The organism is Sedimentitalea sp., from assembly GCF_039973035.1.
Lineage (GTDB): Bacteria > Pseudomonadota > Alphaproteobacteria > Rhodobacterales > Rhodobacteraceae > Sedimentitalea.
The window spans coordinates 1-20,659 of sequence record NZ_JBDWLR010000086.1; the positions used below are offsets into that span (position 1 = coordinate 1).

The following is a 20,659-nucleotide window of genomic DNA, read 5'->3' on the forward strand; positions in this document are numbered from 1 at the left end:
CCGTCTCTTGGGTGTCGTCGTCGCCTGGCTATGAAGTTGGATCAGCATTGAGCGTTCTCCCGAATGTCACCCAAAACCGATCTTGCCATGAAAAGGGCAGATCGGCGAGGATCTATGTGATCATCCGGGATGGAACATGTAACTTCATTATCATGGAAGGGAATTGTCGGTTGAAGGCACTGGACTGTCATGTTTGCACCGCAGCCCGCGGTTTACGGCCACGCTACTTTTTTACCGGTTCGACATTCCCGTCTTCGAAAAGGATGTCGCCATTGCCAACGTCACTTGGCTCAGCGCCGATCCGTGCCGCCCAGTTGCGCACGGTAAAGGGATTTTCAGGATTGAAATGCAGAAACTGAAGGTCAAAGACGGTCGCGAAATCTTCAGTCTCCAATGCCTTTGCTCCGTCCTTGAAAGCGTGGACAATCGATGTTGTCAGAAGGCGCATCGTCGAGATCATCACCCTCAAGGGCTTGTCTGCGGTAATTCCAAGCTTTTTCACCTTCTCATGCCCTAGCCAATGGATCATAAAACCAAAAGGGATGATGGTCATAAGATCGGCAGGGTATTCATCAATCATGACAATCTGGCCGGCGCGCTCGACTTTCAATCCCATACCGACGGCAAGGCAGTTCTGGAGAAGGAAATCGGGCCCCTTCCCTCCCAGCAAAGCCTCCAGCGGCGAAAGGACAGCAATCCAACTTCTGACGGTTTTGATCGACGGAGGCTTGATTTTTTCAACAGCGGTGCGCTCGGCATCCGAGATGATCTCACCGTTCAGCTCCCTTTGATTTAGCACCACCTTTTGGCGGGCCTTCTCCTCGTTGACTTTAAGTTTCACGAAGCGGTGGATTTTTTTGTCTTCGGGATACCTTCAAGACATTCGTGTTTATAAATAACAGCTTTTATAATTTCCGCGACGACGGGCTCTAGTTTTCAGTTTTTGTTGCCTGAAAGGTTCCGCCTATCTACCAAATCGTGAAATCCATATGTCCGCAGTTGATCGTCCCAATAGAGGATGCGCTGCCCAGTCGCTGAGTGGAGAGGAATCTGACGCCCTCGGGACGGATAACGGCGAAGACGGTCGACCTTACCGAGAAGCAAATCAATTTGGCCAGGAAGACGCTACAGAATTACAGGCTCTAACTTTTTGATGACACGTCTGGTCTTTTTTGAAAATCTCTTTCTCAACACAGATTTCACGCATCAGTGACACTGAGGCATAATGCAGGATCAGATCCCTCGCCTGACGGTCATCAAGTGATGCTACATATTCAGGCTTGAACGTTTGGCTATGGTCAATGAACACGAAGTTTTCTTCTTCGATGACAAGAGATCCCTCCAGAAGCGCTTCGGTCAATGTGGTATGCGGAATAACCTTCCGTCCAACAAACTCGATATCAGGACGCGAGCTACTCAGAAGGCCCGGGACATTCTCGGCATCAGGATCAGAGTGGAACTCTACCAAATAGCCCTTGCTTGCCGACCGGACAAACGTAATCCTCCGCTTGCGAAACTCGCCCGTTGTGCCTGGCTCAAACCGGAAAATGGGTCCTTTATTTACCATAGCAAACATGGTCCACCTCCGCTCTCAGCACCACGGTTTGGTGGGTGATTTTCTCATTATTTTGAAGCTCTAGGACACCAGCCCAGATCAAACGCACCACAGCACGGAATCCGCGCGGACCCCGATTGATTTCATCAACAAGGTTCTGGATAGGTGTCTTGGCGATCAAATCATACGTCACCGTCTGTGCGATGATATCGACTTCTGGATCCGCATCCCGACAACCACTAAACAGCTCAGCATTGTGCAATTTTACCGGGTCACGCGCGAATTCAGTCACGAGAAAAAGATCATCGATCACATCGAGCTGTTGGCCATCTTCGCAAACCTGCCCGATTTCATCTTCAAACTCTTTTGTAACACGCAAGTATGGCTTGTCGGTCAGGTCCAGACGTCTGCCATCTTTTTTATAAGCTACGTGGTCCAAGAAGTGGTCATGGCGCACGTGTTGGTTCCGTGAGGCCTTGATAGACAAGGGAGTTAAGCCCTGCATACCTGGCCGGAAGTCACGCGAAAAACCAATCCGATACGACAAGCGCCGCTACAAAAGACGCAAAAGGATTGAGATCATGTTTGGACGTTTGAAAGATTGGCGTCGTGTCGCCACCCGATACGATAGATCCCCGACGGTATTCCTTTCAGCAATCGCCCTCGCCGCAACCGTCTTGTTCCGGCTGTAATTCAATGAGCCTGGAGCCTATATGTTGCTGCAACCCGCGCACGAGAACGTCTGTGACTATCCGCATGCGATCCGGCGTCTGAGTCCATTGATGATCTACTGGTGAGCGATTGATCCTTGGAACTTTTTGGTAAAATGTTCGCTTATAATTATGCTTGGTGAATCCGATACTTCCCTTATGGAAGCAGAATCCCAGATTTTGTGAAAACTATGGTTCCATTTACAACAGCCAGAAACGGTGTTTAGTTTTCATTGATTGCGGCGTATCAAATGGCTCAGTCTTTGCGCGGTTGGTTGAAATCTCGACCGGATCTCTGAAAATGATGCGGATGCGCTTGCGCCGGACTGGCCCAAGGCACAATGTGGATGCCGTGAACAACCAATTACCGCTCCTTGTCTTCACCGATCTTGACGGGACACTCATTTCCCATGACGGCTACAGTTGGGATGCTGCTCGTCCCGCGCTGGATGTCTTGCGCAACATTGGGGCCGGGATCGTCATGGCCAGCAGCAAGACAGCTCCTGAAATCATCGCGCTGCGCCGAGACCTCGATCTCGAGGAATGGCCCGCAATTGTAGAGAATGGAGCAGGCTTTCTGGCACCAAACAGCCGCGCTGCGCCACCGAATGCCCCATATTTGGCGTTGCGACTGGTGTTGCAAAGCGTTCCAACCGAGTTGCGCCGTCACTATCGCGGGTTTGGGGACATGGATGTGGACGAGATCGCGTTGACCACCGGCCTGACTCCCGATGCTGCAGAATTGGCAGGTCAGCGCGCGTTTTCAGAACCGGGGCTTTGGACGGGCAGCGCCGCAGAGAGGGCAGAGTTTCTGAGCGTACTTGCAGATCACAAGGTTTCAGCGCGCGAAGGAGGGCGGTTTCTGACCTTGTCCTTTGGTCAAACCAAAGCGGATCAGATGGCCGAGATCATTGCCACTTATCAGCCGCGCCATACCGTCGCGCTCGGTGATGCGCCTAACGACGTTGAGATGTTGGAAGCGGCAGAGTTTGGGGTAATCGTTGCAAACCTGCACCGGGAGCCGTTACCTGTGCTTGACGGAGAAAAGACGGGAAAGATCATCCGCACCGCGCTTGCAGGACCCGAAGGGTGGAACAAGGCGATGCTGGATTTGGTCACAAACCTCGAGATTGAACAAGGAAACAGGCATGTCTGATTTTCATCAGAACGGAAATATCGCGACGCTGCACAACCTGCGAACCCGGTCGCTTGATGAAATGACCTATGAGCTTGAGATATTTGCGCAAAACCGCAAGATGTCGCTGATCCTGCCTTGTCTCTATTCAGAGCTTGAGACCGATGCGATGCCCCGTATTCTGGCAGAGTTGTCCAAGGTGACGTATCTGCACCGGATCATCATCGGGCTGGACCGCGCGGACGAGGCGCAGTTTCGGCACGCCAAGGAATTCTTCAAGGGGTTGAACCAGAACCACATCGTGATCTGGAACGACAGCCCGCGCATGCTGGCTCTTGGTGACCGATTGGCTGAACTGGGTCTTGCACCGGCAGAGCAGGGCAAAGGCAAGAATGTCTGGTCTTCTCTCGGCTATCTGATCGCCTGCGAAGACAGCGCGGTCATGGCCATCCACGACTGCGATATCGTGACCTACACCAACGAATTGCTGGCGCGGCTGATCTATCCCGTGGCGAATGCCAGCTTTCCCTATCAGGTTGCCAAGGGATACTATGCGCGCGTTGGCAATGAGAAACTGAACGGTCGCGTCACGCGCTTGTTGGTCAGCCCGCTTTTGATTGCGTTGAAACGGGTCGTTGGTGATCGCGATTACATCGATTATCTGCGCAGCTTTCGCTATCCACTGTCGGGCGAATTTGCCATGCGTTCAAATATCTTACCGGATTTGCGCATCCCATCGGACTGGGGGCTTGAGATCGGCGTGCTCTCTGAGGCGTGGCGCAACCTGGCACCCAAAGCGGTTTGTCAGGTCGAGATCGCGGATAGCTACGATCACAAGCACCAGACCCTCAGCGAAGCGGACGCCAATGCAGGTCTTAACCGCATGTCGACGGATATCTGCAAGGCGATTTTTCGCAAACTCGCCGCTGATGGCACGGTGTTTACGCCCAACGTCTTTCGTGCGCTCAAGGCCACCTACTACCGCTGCGCGCTTGACCTGCTTGATGCCTATTACAACGACGCCAAGATGAATGGGGTCAGCATTGACCGCCATAGCGAAGAGGGCGCGATCGAACTGTTTGCGGAAAACATCATGCGCGCCGGGCAATTCTTTTTGGACAACCCGCACGAGACGCCCTTTATCCCGACATGGAACCGCGTGCATTCTGCCGACCCGGGTTTTCTCGCAGCCCTGCGCGAGGCTGCGGCAAAGGACGAGGCTGAATTCGTCTAGGGCCGATTGGTGATCCACATGCATTGATATGGCGCCAGCGTGATATCCGCCGCGCTGGCATCAATTTCGGTATTGCCGATCAGATCGACCCAGATCTGATCCTCGATCAGATTGATCTCAGCCGCAGGCACGGTGACAGGCACATCGCTGACATTGTGCAGAGCAAAGATGGATTGGTGCCGGTCGAGACTTTGCCGCCAGATACCGAACACCCGCGTATCGTTCAGGTTCACGGTGAATTGTGTCGCATTGGGGTGAAACGCGGTTTGCCTTTTCCGCAGCCGCAGGCGCGCGGATAGATCGCTCATCACCCGTGATTGCGGACTGGTCGGATCCGCAAGCAGGTCGCGCAGTGTCGGATAATCCCAGCGGTGGCGATTGATGGCGCGGTTCATGCCCCGATGTTCGACCTGTGCATGATCGTTCGGAGTCGCCAGCATGGCATGGATATAGAATGCGGGAATACCTTCCAGTGACATGACGATGGTTTGCGAACAGATGAACCGATCGTGGTGATAGTCGTCGGCGCCTTTAAACGTTCGTGACAGGGCATCGTAGAATGTGGTGTTCAGCTCGTACGGGTTCTCGCTGCCATCCGGCATCGAACGCATCGACACCAGACCTCCGACCTCTCTGATGGTGTCGATCATCTGCTGTTTTTCACCCTCGGGCAACAACCCCTCTGCCGGGCGCATGCCGATCCCGTCGTGGCTGGCGGTAAAGTTGAGATAGGCGCAGCCCATCGGGGCAGGGGGCATCCCGCGTTGCCAGCGCCGCAGATGTTCGCCATTGCCCGACATCATCGCGTGCAGGATCAGCGGAGGCAGCGGAAAATTGTAGATCGCATGCGCCTCGTGACCCGCCCCGAAATAGCTGAGGTTCTCGGCCTTGGGCACGTTGGTCTCGGTCAGCAGGATAATCTTTTCCGAGGCATAGTCGCACAGCACGCGCATCAACTGGATCACTGCATGGGTTTGCGGCAGATGGATCGACGAGGTGCCAACTTCTTTCCAAAGAAATGCCACTGCATCGAGGCGAATGATTTGCACCCCTTTATCGACGTGCAGCCGAATGATCCGAAGGAATTCGAGCAGGACCTCGGGGTTGCGGAAATCCAGATCGATCTGGTCGTGACTAAAGGTGCACCAGACATGACGAGGCCCTTCGGTGGTCTCGACTTCGCGCAAGAGCGGTGTTGTGCGCGGACGGACGACATCGGACAGATCATCATCCGGAGAGGCTTCGAAAAAGAACTTGTCGTAGGGCGGTTGGCCTTGGCGATAGGCGTTGAACCAACTGCCCTGGCTGGAAACATGATTCAGCACGAGGTCAGACATCAGTTTGAAGTCATCGCCGATCCGGTTGATATCCGGCCAATCGCCAAGCTGCGGGTTCACCGCACGGAAATCGGAAACGGCGAACCCGTCGTCTGATGTATATGGAAAGAATGGCAGTATGTGTACGCTGTTGAGCGTTCCACTCAGATAAGACTTGAGAAAGTCGTGCAGCAAATCCAGCGGCTTGTGCGCGCCGTCGACGATGGAATTCCCATAGGTGATGAGCAGGGCATCCTGTTCCGACCAGAGCGAATTTCCTGCGATGCGTGCCCGTTTGCGGCGTGGCTTTCCGTCGGGCCAAAAGGCCTCGATAACCATGCTGGACAGGATATCCGCATCCAGCTCGGGATAGATGTCGCGCAACAGGGATGCCAGCTTTGGGCCAAGTAGTCGCGAACTGTCAGTCATGATCTTTGGCCTTAGGTCCTGATTTCCATTTCAAAACATCTAAGCACTTTAATTTTCACATGGCGAGATCGGTGTTTTTGGGTGAGTGACGCAGGACAGCCCATCCCGCCTGCACGTTACCAAGCGGGCAGGATGTCTAAGTATTGCGCGACTGGCGAACATTCAATTTCCCATCGCGCCAATCCGGTATCAAAATGCGCAATGACCCGACGCTTTGCGATCGCAACCGATGCGGCGGGCCTTGAGAAGCCGAAAAAGGTTCAGATGCTACACGGCGTTCGCCGATGCCACCTAGCTGACCGGATAGGCTTCCGATGTATTTGCGCCGTTGCTCACCGATGTGACCGTACAGGACAACATGGTGCCCGCCATGGTTGGATCAACGGTGTAACTCGGGTCCCACTCTCCGGGTATGACCTTGCCATTGCTGCGCCAGCGGATACGGTCAATTTCGCCTTGCGGGATGAACCAAACCACCTCTGCTGCCAGGGTGCTGTCAACAATCGCGGTGCCGTTTTGCAAGCCGTTGATTTCCACGATGAATGGCTCGTCATTGATGGCGAGGGCAAAGTCCTGTGTCGCGGTGCCGCCGCTGTTGGTCGCTGAAACAGTGACCGAACCGGATTGCACGTCGCCGTTCGTGGCAATTGTTACAAGGCCGGTATTTGCATTAATCTGCAGCCCAGAGAGTTCGCTTGCGAGTGAATAGTTCAGGTTATCACCGGCAAACCCGCCATCGATTGCAATGTCTATGTCACCGCTGTCCGCCATGAGGTTCACATCGTCAAGCGAGGCGCCGAGCGTCGGTGGCGCATATCGGACTGTGTGCGCCGCGCCGGACCAGGAAGGGTAACCATCGGACGGAAACGCGACCGGATAGATGTTATCCAGATCGGCCAGAGCGCTTGGAACGAATGTCGCCTCGGTCGCGCCGGGAATGTCGCCTTCATCGTTTCGCCATTGCCAGGCGATTGTCGCAGGCGCACCGTTGGGAAAGCTATGGGCCGATGCGACAAGCTGTACGCCAATCTCGGCAGTTGGTCCGTGGGTCGGGTTGATTGTCAGTCCCGACATAGAGACCGAATAGGGTGCTTGATCGGTTTCAGCGATGTTCCCGCTGAAACGGCCTGCGTGAAATCGACCTGCTTCAAATCTGTTGCTCTGGTTCATGATCTGCCCTCGCCAACAATGACGTTGAGCACCCGTTCGGCGGAAAAGGCTGTCTCCCGACCGCATCTGATCGGTTTCAAATAACGAGGTCTGGCCATCACTGGCTCCTTTCGGTTTGAGATTGGAGAACGGATCTGAATCCCGGAACCGAATAGGGCAGGTATTGCCTAGTTTTGGTGAACAGAGCGTACGTTGCAAGGACATCCCGCTGCGCACAACGGGCGCACACAAATCAAAGGCGTCAGGTCTGCGAGTAGTCGCGATACCAATCAACGAACGCCTTGACGCCATCGCGATAGCCTGTCTGTGGAGCATATCCAGTCAGCGAGCGCAGCAGATCAGCATTCGCCCATGTGGCTTCAACGTCGCCCTTTTGCATACCCATATAATTGCGCTCTGCTTTGACGCCCAATGCGTCTTCAAGCGCCTCGATAAAGTCCAGCAATCGCACCTTATCCGAGTTCCCGATGTTCACGACACGGTAGGGGGCGACAGGTGACAGGCTGTCTCCGTCCCTGATATCCTCGGGGCTGTCGGGTCGCACAGGCGGCACATCGATCAGCAAGCGGACAGCGCGCACGAGATCGTCGACATAGGTGAAGTCGCGATACATGTCGCCATGATTGTAGATGTCGATGGGGCGGCCATTCAGGATGGCATCCGTGAATTTGAAATAGGCAAGATCCGGACGCCCCCACGGGCCGTAAACCGTGAAAAAGCGGAACATCGTTGTCGGGATATTCCAGAGATGCGCATAGGAATGCGCCATGCTTTCGTTTGCCTTTTTGGTTGCGGCATAGATCGTCAGTTGAAGGTCGGCCTTGTCGGTCTCGCGAAAGGGCATGTCTTCGTTGGCCCCATAGATCGAGGATGTCGAAGCCATCAGAAGGTGGCGCAACTGCAGGTTCCGCGCGACCTCCATCACATTGAAGGTGCCGATGACGTTACTGTCTATGTACGAACGGGGGGCTTCCAGCGAATAGCGCACGCCGGCCTGAGCTGCCAAATGAACGATGATTTCGGGTTGAAATTCGCCAGAGACCCGGTTGATGGCTTCGTCGTCTTCCAAGAGGGCTTCGGTGACGGTGAAGTTTGGGTCCTGTAGAAGAATTTGATGACGCCGCTGCTTTAGCGTCACATCATAATATTCGGTCATCCCGTCATAGCCATGCACGCGAAACCCCTCGGCAAGCAAAAGGCGTGCCAGATGAAAGCCGATAAATCCGGCACTGCCGGTGACCAAAACCTTGGGTTTGTCGGTTTGCGCTGCCATGCGGGAAAGCCTCTGACTGATCGGGGAGCACGACGACAATCTCGCGTGCTCTGTGGGCGCTTACATCACGCTAGGACAGGCGTGTTCAAGCGGCTTTCGGGCCAATCGGTAACGTGCACCCCTTAACAGGGCAATGCTCCTGCAGTTTAGTTGATGACCGAGAATTCGATCCGGCGGTTCCTCGCCTTGTTTTCGCGCGAGGTGTTCGCGACCAACGGTTGGGCCTCGCCGTAGCCGATGGCCTTCATCCGTGATGCGGAAATGCCCTTGGACTGCAGGTACGTCGCGACAGACGCGGCCCGCCGTTCGCTCAGCCTTTGGTTCGCGACCTCGCTCCCATCGGAATCTGTGTGTCCGGCGACCTCAATCGCAAGTTCCGGGCACCTGTTTACGATATCATAGAGGTTGTCGAGCAGTGGCGTGCTCTTAGCGTCAAGGCGGGCGCTGCCGGTGGTGAAATAGATACTGCCGGTGCGTGACAGGATTTCAAACCGGCCGACACAGGCTTCGCGATCCAGATTGCCCTTGGTTTCCAGCGCGGCGGAACCGGGTGCCACAGCATTCGTCAGCATCGCCATATCCGGGCGGGTACCCGGGCTGGAGCGGTCAAACACAAAGTCAAAGCTGACGATGCCGAGCGGTGCGATATCCACATTCGCCGCTTCCTGCAGTTTCTGGCGACCCGCTTCCAGATTATGCTCGGCCAGGGTGACCGCAATCGGCGTGGTGGTCGAGACCGCGACCCGGTCGTTGTTTATCAGTGTTACGGCGATCCCGGCGGTCTTGGTGACCGTAACGCCATGCACGGCGGCGGTATATTCGACGTCGATCATCTTGCGACGCGTGTTGTGAAGATCGGTCAGCTGTGCCGGATCAAGGTCAACGGTGATGGTTGCTTCGGGGTGGAGGAAGGTTTCAAAGAACAGAAACCGCATCCGCACGTTGCGCAAATCCACATTGGTATCGACGGAATCCATCAAGACGCGGATCTGGGCCTTGCCATCCTGTGTAATCAGGCCGCTGATCGTTGCAAATTTGTTCGTCTCGGCCAGATTGCCTTTCTTGATGGACATAAACCGCAACTCTGAGGCCGCCGCGTCAAGTGTCCAGCCGTTTTCGAACGGATCAGTGCTCTGAGCAGCAACGCCCGGTGCCGTGCTCAGCATGACCCAGATACCCAAAAGACAAGTGCAAAGTGTGTTGCGGAGAATTTGGAGTATCATGACAGTCCCTGTTTGCTAGAAAGTTAACAAAATCTAAACGGTTGGATGGCACCAAGGTCAGAGTAACAGGAAACTTGCACCCTTGAAGGAGAAAAGCGATAGTTATATCGAAAATGCCTGATTAATGGTGAAATCGCGAGTTTGGACCCCGCGAGATCGCTTGATAATCCCCTCCGGAAATCCGGTGCCGAAACAGGAAGAAATCATTGCCCCTGCGCATTGCCCTCAGAGCCTGCTGGCTGTTGCTCTTGTTAGTTGCCGCGCCCGTCGTGGCGCAGGAACGACTGGCTCTTGTGGTCGGAAATTCCGACTATGGGGCAGTTTCGCCGTTGGACAATCCGTCACATGACGCGCGCCTAATCGCGGAAACGCTTGAAGGGCTTGAGTTTAAGGTAACGCTGCTGCTGGACAGCAACCAGTCGGAGATGAAGCGCGGAATATCCCAGTTCGGGCGCGATCTGCGAAAGGCCGGGTCAGATGCGACGGGCCTGTTTTACTATGCCGGGCATGGGGTACAGTCTTTTGGCACCAACTATCTTCTGCCGGTCGATGTGGCGCTTGAAGATGCCGCTGATCTGGATCTGATGGCGGTCGAGGCGCAATCCGTATTGCGGCAGATGTTTTCTGCGCGCAACAAGACGAATATCATGATTTTGGATGCCTGCCGCAACAACCCGTTCACCGACATCCCGGATTTCAACGATAACGGCCTTGCCGAAATGCAGGCCCCGACCGGCACATTTCTGGCCTATGCCACTGCGCCGGGCGGCGTTGCGCTGGATGGCCTTGAGGGCAACAGCCCGTTCACGCAGGCGCTTGCGTCCAAGATCACCACGCCCGGTCTGCGAATCGAACAGATGTTCAAGAAGGTCCGCATCGATGTGATCGACAAGACCAGCGGGCAGCAAACTCCGTGGGACGCATCGTCGTTGACCAGCGATTTTGTGTTTGCCGAAGAGGAGCCGATGACGCCGGCGCAACTGCAGGAACTGCAATTGTGGAACTCGGTCCAGGCTTCGGGTGATCCGGTTCAGATCATGTTGTTCTTGCGGGGATATCCGGATGGTACATTTGCCGGTGACGCGCGGGGGCTGTTGTCTGTTCTGATGGAAAAAGAACTTTCGCAACCGGAGGCGGCGAAACCCTCTCCTGTTGCGAAAGGCCCGTCCGCCGAGGAACAACAGATGTTCGAATTGGCACAGGCCGAAGCAAGCATTGCTTCTTACCAGGCCTATCTTGATGCTTTTCCCGAAGGCGTCTTTGCTGAATTCGCTAGTCGCGAAGTGCTCGCGCTTCAGGAAAAAGCGGGGAATGATCCCGAAGGCGAAGGGGTGACGCCCACACCCGAGGTTGTCGCCGCCCCCGTTCCAGAAGCGCCAGAAGCCCCTTCCGGTCCCATCACGTTTGAGACGGCCGTGGTATCCGAATTGTCGGCTGTTTCAGGGCGCTCGATTGCGGAACTTATCAAGATGTCGCCACTATACCCGCCGGTCGAAGGGCTTCCCGAAGAGTATTGGAAAGACCAGACCTGTTCAAATTGCCATCAGTGGACCCAGGAGCGGCTCTGCAACCAAGCCGGAGCCTATCTGAGCGCGAACATGGAGCGCTCGCTTGACAAGAAACACCCCTTCGGTGGCGCGCTGAAACGACATTTGAAAGGCTGGGCCGAGGCCGGTTGCAACTAGTCCCTACGCTCAGTCTGCGGACGTTGTCACAAAGAAATAGACCCATTCGCCTTTGAAGTCAGGGTCATTGGCCCGCGCCGTCGCGACCCTGGCAGTCAACCAGTCAAGATAGGCCGCTGCCGGTTCGATCAACGGTCGAGGCGTATCATAGAGCGGAAAAGATGCAGCAAAGGCAGCGGCGATCTCCTGACCATAGGGCGGACCAATGAAAATCTGCAGCCCGGTGTCGTCTGGTGAGCGTGCGCCGACACTGAAAACCGATTTAGCCGGAATCAATTGCTGCGCGACCTGATCGTTCGGAGATAGGTGCAACACGTTCCCGTCTGCATCGAAGTAATCGACATAAATGTAGGCATCATAATCGGGTGCCGTGAGGTCGAAATACAAGCGGTCATCCCTGACGAAATCCAGCGTCCTGACGTGCGTGTCTTCTCCAACAAGCAGGGGATTGGTGATTTGATCCGTTGATTGCGGCAGGCCGACTTTCGAAATGCCCGTCAAGGCCCCACATTGTGGGCGAGGCAGGATGAGAATGTCATCGGACAAGGTGATGTTGGCGCCCATCTGTTTCTGTAGGGCAGACAGGACCGGGGTGCGCAGACCGTCCTCTGGTACCTGGCCTTTCACGCGTAGCATCGCGGTCGCCGGGTCAAATTCGACCTGAAGTCGGGAACAAGGCACCTGCGCCAGAAGGTCCGAAACGGCATCGCGCACCTGATTCCCCTGTGCGGGTGCGTCATCTGGATGCACAAAACTCTGAAAGGCAGCGAGGGAAGCAGGATCGATTTCTCCGCCCTCGCCACCGGAGAACGCCAGCGCCGCTGTCATCTTTTCCGGTTCACTGGCAGCAGGTGCGGCGCGTTGCAAGGGAGGCGATATTGACGACAACAGATCGGCGTTGCCGCTTGTTTCGGGGAGCATCATCGCCGTTCGCTTCGTCGCGCCAAGAGACGCTTGTTCCATCTCGGCAGAGGGCAGCCTGATATCTTCGCGGACATCGCTTTGAACGGCGGTCTGTAGAACGGGTTGCGTTACGGCCGCGGGCCTCACAGGTAAGTCGCGGTTGCGCAACTTTACGCCCTCCAGCCGCGCCGAACTGAGGTTGGTGGGCTTGGCGTCTGTCACGAATTGGGTTGCGACGGGCGGTGTCTTTAACTCCGGCTTGTGCTGCGGGGGCCGGGTTTCTGCAATCGGAGCGGGAGTTGGCAACTTTGCAACGGCTTGCGATCGAGGGATGCGCGTCTGACCCACCGTTGGGCTATTTGGTTCTGCGGAATTTGCGATGTCCGGTTCCGGCTGCTGCTCAACCGCGCGGTCACGATCAAGTTGATAGGCCTGCACGTCAAGCGTACTCTGCGGCGCACGCTGTTGCACTACAGGCTCCGGTCGCATGGCAACCAACAACGCGGTTCCGATAGCGGCATTTGCCAGCGCCGATGCACATATCCCGACGGCCCATATGCCCAGCCCGCCAGTCACGGGTTTGCCTGTGATGTCTCGGGCGTAACGACCAGCACCACATCGCGCACACCCAAGGATTCCGCCAAGCCGACAAGCGGTAACACATGGCGCAACTCAGCGTCCCGATGCGCGTTGACCCGCAAACGGAGGTTGCTGTCACGGTCCAAAGCCGCAGTAATCTCTCGCTCAAGTTCTGAACGCTGAACCGGTGTATTATCCAGCGCCAAGGCCCCATCGCGAGCAACGGCCAATGTCGCGCCACCTGCTGGCATGTCCCGTCCGCTGGTCGCTATGGGTGGCGTGACTTCGAATGGCGCGGTTGCGTCCATACGGCCGATCAGCATGAAAAACACCAACAAGAAGAACACCACATCAATCAGCGCGATGATGGTCTCTGATTGGGCATTTCGGGCCGGGCGATTCAGCTTCATGGTCGCGCCTCGAGCCTGATCACACGCAAACGCTCCACGCCTGAACGGGTTGCGATATCCATTACGGATATCAGCGATTGCGTCGGCGCCGCACCCGAAGGAAGCAGCAAGACCTGCGCCAAGGGTTGTGCCTCGATGCGTTCCCCAAGCGCCGCCGCAAGTGCCTCCGGTGTTTGCGGCTTGCCGTTCAGAACCGGAACACCATCTGCTGACAGACGGATCAGGACCGTCTCGATATTCGCGGATTGCGCAACGCCGGCCTGATCCTGTCGCTTCACTGCCGGGATCATGTCGAGGTTCAGATAGGTGGAGGTCACCATAAAAAAGACCAACAAGATCAGCATGACGTCGATCATCGGCACCAGCGAGATCAGCGGACCGGTCCGCCGTGCTCGTTTCAATGCAAGATCGCTTGCCATGTGGCCGACCTTTCCAGACTGTCAGATATCCGGGTTCTCCTCGGCCAGCATCAGCTGACCGACAGCGCTTTCGATGTCCTGTGCGGCCCCATCTATTCGCGCAGACAACAGACCTGCCCCAACCGCTGCCGGGATCGCCACCAGTAGGCCTGCCGCCGTGGTCAGCAGCGCCTGCCAGATGCCGCCTGCCAGGACCGAAGCGTTTGCGGCACCCTGCGCGAGTTCCAATTCCTGAAAAGATTGGATCATGCCCAGCACCGTGCCGAGCAGCCCGAGCAGCGGCGAGATCATGGCAATCAGCTCCAGAAGTCGGATCAGGCCGTTCATCCGAGATACTTCATCGTTGCCGCGCCGGGTCAGTTCCGCGAGCAATACGGGCCCCGAAAACCCGCCCGACAGCGCCTGCATGGCATAGGTTGTGACTCGATCCGCAGGCGAACGGGCCGTTGCCATCGCCGCCTGCGCCTCTTGCTTGTCGCCGCACCGCCATTTGTCAAACGCGGCTGAGCGTCTAGCCGCGCCCGAGCGGCTGTTCCAGAGTTGCAGAGTTTTGATTACGATCACCGCCCAAGACAGCAGCGACAGCGCGGCGAGCACCACCATGATCGGGCCACCTGCGCCGAGGTCTTCAAATGACGTTGGCATTGTCTATTTGACCAGCACGGTAGAGGCCTTGCTGTTCAGATCAAGGATCGGAAAGCAGTCCATTTCGTTTTGGTTCTGTTGTTTGCACGACGTCATTTCGTGCAACAGGATTTCAGAAATGTTGGCACAGGACGTGTCCGGAATTTCAAAGAGTTTAAGTGTTGTCCGCGCGACGGGCAACGGCGCTGCATCTATTGACAAGAGCCGGTCGATAACACCGCCGGTGTCCATGATGGCCAGAGACATCTCGAAGCCATCAAAACTCGACGCGGTTTCATTCCGAAACAGAAAGAACGCCCGGCATCCGCCGCCGTCGATCTCTTCGGTCTTGTTCAGCTCCACGGTCAGTCGTCCGGATTCCGCAAGGCCCGGAGACGTTCCGACGAGCACCAAGGTCGCCGCCGCAAACAAGATTTTTCGCAGGGTCATGTTCGCCTCCCATTCATGCGGAAACCTGCCGTGCCCATATCAGGCCGCCAAGGCTGCGCTTACCTGTTGCAGTGAGTTGAGCGCTGAGTCGCGGATATTGGTTTTTACAAATCCGTTGTCGTCCACGGCCTTGAAGAACTCCGAATCCAGGACGCCCTTGTAGGTGTCCACGATTTGCAGCGCATCGTTCTTTAACGCGTCCCGGCTTTCGGCGTCTTTGGCATCGACCATCTGTTGTAGGGTCTGTTCAAGATTTGTGTCGATGTCGGCGACATAGTCGAACAGCACTTTGGACTTTGAAGACACCTCTTCCATGCCTTCGATCCCGCTTGTTGCGTCGTCGATTGCCGATTTCAGCCCCTCGATTTCCTTCTGCATGCTCATACGGGTTTCGAGCCATGCGACGCGCAGCTTTACCAATCCTTCGGGCGTGATGTCAGCCGCCTCTTGGGCTGCGGCTGTGGTTTCCATCGTGGCTGCCTGCTTGAGCAACTCGGCGGTCTTGGCCGCTGCCTTCAAAGCACTTTCATAGTTGCCATCCGCGGCCTGATCCTTGGCAAAATCAAAGCTGCGATTGATTGCGGCGAGATCGCCACGTTTGTTTGTCATCACTTTGTCGACTGCAGGTTGAAGGCGGGCGAGCGCAGTTTCCCACTTCTTTGCGTCGCCATTTGCCGCTGGTGTTTCGGTCGTTGCCGCCAGCGTCTTGTTAACGGCGTTTTCAATCTTGCCCAGCAGCGAGTCCGCGACATCATGGTTACGTTCCTTGATGTTCTGCGCAGCGTTGGACAGCGCAGTCATCAACTTGCCTTTTGCGGGTTCTGCGATGTCTGCGATGGTTTGCTGCAGGGTCTTTGCCCGCGCGGCCAACGCCTGAAAATCCGGTTGCGCCGCCGGGGGTTCTTCCGCTGTTTCAGGCGTCGTGTCCGGGGCAACAGTCTGGCCCAGTTTTTCGACTGCGCCCTCCAATGCGGTCACGGTCTTGTCTGCCTGATCGAATGCAGAAGATTTTATCTGAGAAACGGCGCCAGCCATCACCTTTTTCAGCTTGTCTGCGGCGTCACCACCAGCGGCGGCAATGGCAGGCTGCAGAGCCTTGAGGCGTGCCGCCAAAGCGGCTGCATCAACTGCCGGCGCTTCTTCGGCCTCTGCGGGTGCATCTTCTTCTGGCGCGGAATCTTCAATCTGATCGTCTGTTGTGTCGCCTGCCTGCTCTTCGGCTACTACCGCCTCCGCTTCGGTATCCTCCATCGTCGGGTCGGTGGGCAGGTCCTCTACATCGCTTTCCAGCGTGTTCCCCTCGGCATCAAGGATCACCACATTGACCATAGTTTTCTGAGTTTTCAGATACTTCTTTATGGTCTTGGCCATCTGCGGGACGGTCCGCCCACAGGTCATCTCCATGACGTTTCCCTTGACCTCGAACGTGCCGAACGCAACTTTCTTGCCGGTGCCTTCTTTTCGGGCAAGCTTGCCAAGCACTTCAGGGCCTTTCCGGCGGTCGATCAGAAGCGTGTGGTCGTTCTTGGAACCGGGGCAGAACGCAAAGGTCAGTGCCTGCTGCTTGCCGAGCTTAACCATCTTTTTCAGCTGGGCGCCTTCGAGTTTCAAATCGGCCATGGTCCTGAACCCTTTGTCAAACGTGGAAATTCAATTGACTTTAAGAAGACGATAAGGCTGACTTGGGGTCAAGAAAATGTTTTTTTCTGTTGTGTGAACTGCATTACAGCAAATGCAACCGGAAATAGGTTCAAGTGTAGTTGCGGCCAAGGTTTGTGCCGCTTCGAAGGGAGACACGATGGACCCGGCAGTCCTTATACAATCCAAGAGTGACGACTCTCCGAGTGGTGAAAACCTCGAGTATGAGACGGTCTTTACCGAGATGGAACTTGCGGCTCAGCCGATTGAAGAGCAGCAGGTCGGCGACTCAAAGACCGAGGGTCACGAACCGGACTATCGCGAAGTCATCAAGAAGGCTGGCGCGGTGTTGGAGCAAAGCCACGATATCCGTGCCGGCGTGTTTCTAGCCGATGCGATCCTGAACATCGAAGGGTTGAAAGGCTATGCCGATGTGACAACGGTGTTGCGTGGCCATTTGGAACAATTCTGGGATACCTGCCACCCCGAACTTGACGAGGACGATGACAACGATCCGACGATGCGGGTCAACGCCATTCAGGGTCTCTGCGGACAACCCGACGGCATGGCAGGGGCGTCTCCGGCGTATCGGTCGCTGCGCCGCGCTGCATTGACGGACAGTCGTGGCTTTGGCCGGTTCTCGATGCGTGATATCGAGGTGTCCGAGGGGCAGATCGCCCTGCCGGATGGTGAAACCGGGCCGGATACTGCCGCTATTTCGGCGGCCTTTCAGGACACCGATGATGATGTCCTGGCCGAAACACTGGCCGCCGTGCAGACCGCGTCCGAAAATATCCGTGCAATTTCCGCGGTATTTGACGAAAAGACCCCCGGTCAGGGCCCGGAACTCGACCCGTTGGTCAAGTTGCTGGACCAGATGGCGCGGCGTTTGGGAGACTACACGTCAGCCGACGATGCCGCGACGCCGGCGGATGACGCTGAGGGCGACGTGGATGCGCCTGCTGCGACGGTAAAATCTGGCGGGTCGGTGCAGGCTGTCGGTGCAATAAACTCGCGTAGCGACGTGACAAATGCGATTGATCGGATTGTAGGCTATTATCGTCAGCACGAGCCATCCAGCCCGCTGCCGATATTGCTCGAGCGGGCAAAGCGGCTGGTCAATGCGGATTTCCTGACGATCATTCAGGATATCGCACCGGGCGAAGTCGATAACGTGAAAAATCTTGGCGGGATCGACAACGATTAACCGATACGCAGCCTCTGTTGGGACATGCTGCGAATTAATGTGAAACAGGGATACTAAGGAGCACTAAATGGCGGATAGTTCACAGAAATTTATTGCGCGAAATCGCGCACCAAGAGTTCAGATTGAATACGACGTTGAACTGTACGGCGCTGAGAAAAAGGTCCAGTTGCCGTTCGTGATGGGCGTGATGAGCGATCTGGCCGGCAAATCCGAGGCGCCGCAGCCTGCCGTTGCGGATCGCAAGTTTCTCGAGATTGACGTCGACAATTTTGACGACCGGATGAAGTCGATGCAGCCACGCGCAGCATTTACCGTGCCCAACACGCTGACGGGCGAAGGCAACCTCGCCGTGGATATCACGTTTGAGAGCATGGATGATTTTTCGCCCGCCGCGATTGCGGCCAAGGTCGAGCCGCTCAAGGAACTGCTTGAGGCGCGCACCCAGTTGTCCAACCTGATGACATACATGGACGGCAAGACCGGAGCCGAGGATTTGATCAGCAAGATCATTACCGACCCGACGCTGTTGAAAACACTGGCCGCGCAGCCCGCGCCCAAGGCCGAAAGCGACGAGGAATAGGAGAGACCCATGGCTGAAGAACAAGCCCAGGCGGAAGCCGGTGGTGAAGCCACCGCATTCGGATCATCGGAATTTGAGGATCTGCTGCAAAAGGAATTTCGCCCAAAATCCGATCAGGCCAAAACCGCCGTCGAATCCGCCGTCAAGACGCTCGCGCAGCAGGCGCTGGAGAACACCAACCTTATCTCTGATGACGCTTTGCGCTCTATCGAGGGAATTGTTGCCGAACTCGACAAAAAGCTGACAGAGCAGGTTAACCTGATCCTGCACCACGAAGAATTCCAGCAAATGGAAAGCGCGTGGCGGGGCCTGCACTATCTGGTGAACAACACCGAAACCGACGAGATGCTCAAAATCCGTGTGATGAACATCTCAAAAAAGGACATGCACAAGACCCTGCGCAAGTTCAAAGGCACCGCTTGGGATCAGTCACCGATCTTCAAGAAGCTCTATGAAGAGGAATTCGGTCAGTTCGGGGGCGAACCCTATGGCACACTCGTGGCGGATTATCATTTTGACCACAGCCCACCGGATGTCGAGTTGCTCGGCGAGATGTCCAAGATCGCGGCGGCGGCGCATGCTCCGCTGATCACCGGCGCACAGCCCAGCCTGTTCCAGATGGACAGCTGGAGCGAACTGGCAAACCCACGGGATCTGACCAAGATCTTCCAGACACCGGAATATGCGTCCTGGCGGTCACTGCGCGAAAGCGAAGACTCCAAGTATGTTGGCCTCGCAATGCCACGTTTTCTGGGTCGGTTGCCATATGGATCAAAGACCGATCCCGTCGAGGCATTCGCCTTTGAGGAAGACACCGAGGATGCGGACAGCAGCAAGTATGGTTGGGTCAATGCGGCCTATGGCATGGCGGTCAACATCAACCGGTCTTTCAAGCAATATGGCTGGTGTTCCCGTATTCGGGGCGTCGAAAGTGGCGGTGCGCTGGAGAACCTGCCCAGCCACACTTTCCCGACCGACGATGGCGGCGTGGATCAGAAATGTCCGACCGAAATCGCGATCAGCGACCGACGCGAGGCAGAACTGGCCAAGAACGGTATGATGCCGCTGATTCACCGCAAGAATTCGGACATCGCAGCCTTTATCGGGGCGCAGTCGCTGCACAAGCCAGCAGAGTATGATGACCCCGATGCGACGGCCAACGCCAACCTCGCGGCGCGGCTACCATATCTATTCGCGACCTGCCGTTTTGCACATTACATGAAGTGCATGGTTCGCGACAAGATCGGCTCGTTCAAGAGCCGCAACGACATGGAAAGTTGGCTCCAGGATTGGGTGAACCAATATGTCGATACGAACGCAGATGTTTCTTCGGAAGCGGTCAAGGCACGTAAACCACTCGCTGCCGCCGAGGTCGCTGTCGAAGAAGTAGAGGGCAATCCCGGCTATTATTCGTCGAAATTCTTTTTGCGCCCTCACTACCAGCTGGAGGGGCTCACTGTTTCCCTGCGACTGGTATCCAAATTGCCTTCGGAGAAAGGAGCGTAATTTCGGCTCCAGGAAGGCACTACCCCAAGAAAGGCGCATTGCGTCAAACACTGAAAGGAAAGAACTATGGAAAACGCATTTGTAGAGATCACCGGTGCCGATGGCGAAAGCATGGACAAGGGCCATCCAAAATGGATCCCTCTCAAGACCGTGTCGTTCAACGTCGAGCGCACGCTGGACATGGCAGACCTCGGCACCACCCAACGTGGCTATGCCAATGCCAACTTTGGGAAAATCAGCCTGACATCCGAGCTAAGCCTCGCGTCGCCCAAGCTGATGCTGTCTGTTGCCAATGGTACGGTTCGGGACAAAACGGTCATTCACCTGTGCCGGTCCGGTGACGGCGGCAAAACCGGGATGGAACCTTATCTGATTTTCACACTGACCCATTCGGTGATCGACAAGTACGAAGTGTCTGGCGGCGAAGAGCAGATTCCGGAAGAAAGCTGGGACATTGCCTATCGCACCATCACGGTCGACTACAAGCAAGCCGATCCAGAGACCGGCGCGCTGAACAAGGGCAAATCCGACTTTGCCTGGAACGTCATGAAGAACGAAATGATCTGATCATTTTCTTTGCATGCCCGGCCGAGAACGGACCGGGCATGCTCTA

At 56.0% G+C, this 20,659-nt stretch carries 20 protein-coding genes and 1 pseudogene; 8 read left to right on the top strand and 13 right to left on the bottom strand.

Features of this window, described 5'->3' with window-relative positions:
- Positions 1 to 223: 223 nt before the first annotated feature.
- From ABJO75_RS21365 to ABJO75_RS21375, 3 genes are all read right to left on the bottom strand, one after another.
- Complete coding sequence (locus ABJO75_RS21365) at positions 224 to 841, bottom strand: hypothetical protein (RefSeq protein WP_348126375.1); 618 nt, start codon at positions 839 to 841, stop codon at positions 224 to 226.
- Positions 842 to 1,105: 264 nt separating this feature from the next.
- The gene (locus ABJO75_RS21370; RefSeq protein WP_348126377.1) at positions 1,106 to 1,576 is read right to left on the bottom strand and encodes a hypothetical protein; all 471 of its coding nucleotides are present in this window, start codon (positions 1,574 to 1,576) and stop codon (positions 1,106 to 1,108) included.
- The gene (locus ABJO75_RS21375) at positions 1,557 to 2,012 is read right to left on the bottom strand and encodes a hypothetical protein (protein ID WP_348126379.1); all 456 of its coding nucleotides are present in this window, start codon (positions 2,010 to 2,012) and stop codon (positions 1,557 to 1,559) included. The genes ABJO75_RS21370 and ABJO75_RS21375 overlap by 20 nt, the downstream gene beginning before the upstream one ends.
- 4 nt (positions 2,013 to 2,016) lie before the next feature.
- Here ABJO75_RS21375 and ABJO75_RS21380 point away from each other — a divergent pair.
- The 3 genes and pseudogenes from ABJO75_RS21380 to ABJO75_RS21390 form a co-directional block, all read left to right on the top strand.
- Positions 2,017 to 2,247, top strand: a pseudogene (locus ABJO75_RS21380) (transposase); the annotation flags it as partial.
- A gap of 370 nt (positions 2,248 to 2,617) precedes the next feature.
- Complete coding sequence (locus tag ABJO75_RS21385) at positions 2,618 to 3,421, top strand: HAD-IIB family hydrolase (protein WP_348126381.1); 804 nt, start codon at positions 2,618 to 2,620, stop codon at positions 3,419 to 3,421.
- On the top strand, positions 3,414 to 4,634 hold the full coding sequence (locus ABJO75_RS21390) for a glycosyl transferase (RefSeq protein ID WP_348126383.1): 1,221 nt from the start codon (positions 3,414 to 3,416) through the stop codon (positions 4,632 to 4,634). The genes ABJO75_RS21385 and ABJO75_RS21390 overlap by 8 nt, the downstream gene beginning before the upstream one ends.
- Here ABJO75_RS21390 and ABJO75_RS21395 read toward each other — a convergent pair.
- From ABJO75_RS21395 to ABJO75_RS21410, 4 genes are all read right to left on the bottom strand, one after another.
- Positions 4,631 to 6,379 (bottom strand): alpha-amylase family glycosyl hydrolase, encoded by a 1,749-nt coding sequence (locus ABJO75_RS21395; protein ID WP_348126385.1) that lies wholly within the window; start codon positions 6,377 to 6,379, stop codon positions 4,631 to 4,633. The genes ABJO75_RS21390 and ABJO75_RS21395 overlap by 4 nt on opposite strands.
- A gap of 291 nt (positions 6,380 to 6,670) precedes the next feature.
- Positions 6,671 to 7,549 carry a hypothetical protein gene (locus ABJO75_RS21400; protein WP_348126387.1) on the bottom strand — a complete coding sequence of 293 codons (879 nt, stop codon included), beginning with the start codon at positions 7,547 to 7,549 and terminating at the stop codon, positions 6,671 to 6,673.
- Positions 7,550 to 7,790: 241 nt separating this feature from the next.
- A complete protein-coding gene (locus ABJO75_RS21405; protein ID WP_348126389.1) occupies positions 7,791 to 8,822 on the bottom strand; it encodes an NAD-dependent epimerase/dehydratase family protein in 1,032 nt (343 codons plus the stop codon).
- A gap of 146 nt (positions 8,823 to 8,968) precedes the next feature.
- The gene (locus ABJO75_RS21410; protein ID WP_348126391.1) at positions 8,969 to 10,045 is read right to left on the bottom strand and encodes an OmpA family protein; all 1,077 of its coding nucleotides are present in this window, start codon (positions 10,043 to 10,045) and stop codon (positions 8,969 to 8,971) included.
- Between the two features lie 206 nt (positions 10,046 to 10,251).
- Here ABJO75_RS21410 and ABJO75_RS21415 point away from each other — a divergent pair, with 206 nt between their 5' ends.
- The gene (locus ABJO75_RS21415; RefSeq protein WP_348126393.1) at positions 10,252 to 11,730 is read left to right on the top strand and encodes a caspase family protein; all 1,479 of its coding nucleotides are present in this window, start codon (positions 10,252 to 10,254) and stop codon (positions 11,728 to 11,730) included.
- A 9-nt stretch (positions 11,731 to 11,739) separates the two neighbouring features.
- Here the strand turns inward: ABJO75_RS21415 and ABJO75_RS21420 are convergent, their stop codons facing one another.
- The 6 genes from ABJO75_RS21420 to ABJO75_RS21445 are packed head-to-tail and all read right to left on the bottom strand — an operon-like array spanning position 11,740 to position 16,735.
- Entirely contained in the window at positions 11,740 to 13,209 is a 1,470-nt protein-coding gene (locus ABJO75_RS21420) for a DUF4384 domain-containing protein (protein WP_348126395.1), read from the bottom strand.
- Complete coding sequence (locus ABJO75_RS21425; RefSeq protein WP_348126396.1) at positions 13,206 to 13,622, bottom strand: biopolymer transporter ExbD; 417 nt, start codon at positions 13,620 to 13,622, stop codon at positions 13,206 to 13,208. Before ABJO75_RS21425 ends, ABJO75_RS21420 begins: the two co-directional genes overlap by 4 nt.
- Positions 13,619 to 14,041: a biopolymer transporter ExbD gene (locus ABJO75_RS21430; protein WP_348126398.1), complete on the bottom strand. Its 423-nt coding sequence runs from the start codon at positions 14,039 to 14,041 to the stop codon at positions 13,619 to 13,621. The genes ABJO75_RS21425 and ABJO75_RS21430 overlap by 4 nt, the downstream gene beginning before the upstream one ends.
- Before the next feature lie 21 nt (positions 14,042 to 14,062).
- Positions 14,063 to 14,686 carry a MotA/TolQ/ExbB proton channel family protein gene (locus ABJO75_RS21435; protein ID WP_348126400.1) on the bottom strand — a complete coding sequence of 208 codons (624 nt, stop codon included), beginning with the start codon at positions 14,684 to 14,686 and terminating at the stop codon, positions 14,063 to 14,065.
- Between the two features lie 3 nt (positions 14,687 to 14,689).
- A complete protein-coding gene (locus tag ABJO75_RS21440; RefSeq protein ID WP_348126402.1) occupies positions 14,690 to 15,115 on the bottom strand; it encodes a hypothetical protein in 426 nt (141 codons plus the stop codon).
- A gap of 39 nt (positions 15,116 to 15,154) precedes the next feature.
- Positions 15,155 to 16,735 (bottom strand): hypothetical protein, encoded by a 1,581-nt coding sequence (locus ABJO75_RS21445; RefSeq protein WP_348126403.1) that lies wholly within the window; start codon positions 16,733 to 16,735, stop codon positions 15,155 to 15,157.
- Positions 16,736 to 16,913: 178 nt separating this feature from the next.
- Here ABJO75_RS21445 and tssA point away from each other — a divergent pair, with 178 nt between their 5' ends.
- From tssA to ABJO75_RS21465, 4 genes are all read left to right on the top strand, one after another.
- Positions 16,914 to 17,960: a type VI secretion system protein TssA gene (tssA, locus tag ABJO75_RS21450; protein ID WP_348126405.1), complete on the top strand. Its 1,047-nt coding sequence runs from the start codon at positions 16,914 to 16,916 to the stop codon at positions 17,958 to 17,960.
- A gap of 67 nt (positions 17,961 to 18,027) precedes the next feature.
- Entirely contained in the window at positions 18,028 to 18,540 is a 513-nt protein-coding gene (gene tssB, locus ABJO75_RS21455; RefSeq protein ID WP_316780118.1) for a type VI secretion system contractile sheath small subunit, read from the top strand.
- A gap of 9 nt (positions 18,541 to 18,549) precedes the next feature.
- On the top strand, positions 18,550 to 20,046 hold the full coding sequence (gene tssC, locus ABJO75_RS21460; protein ID WP_348126408.1) for a type VI secretion system contractile sheath large subunit: 1,497 nt from the start codon (positions 18,550 to 18,552) through the stop codon (positions 20,044 to 20,046).
- Between the two features lie 66 nt (positions 20,047 to 20,112).
- Positions 20,113 to 20,613 (top strand): type VI secretion system tube protein Hcp, encoded by a 501-nt coding sequence (locus tag ABJO75_RS21465; protein ID WP_348126410.1) that lies wholly within the window; start codon positions 20,113 to 20,115, stop codon positions 20,611 to 20,613.
- The last annotated feature ends 46 nt before the right edge of the window (positions 20,614 to 20,659 follow it).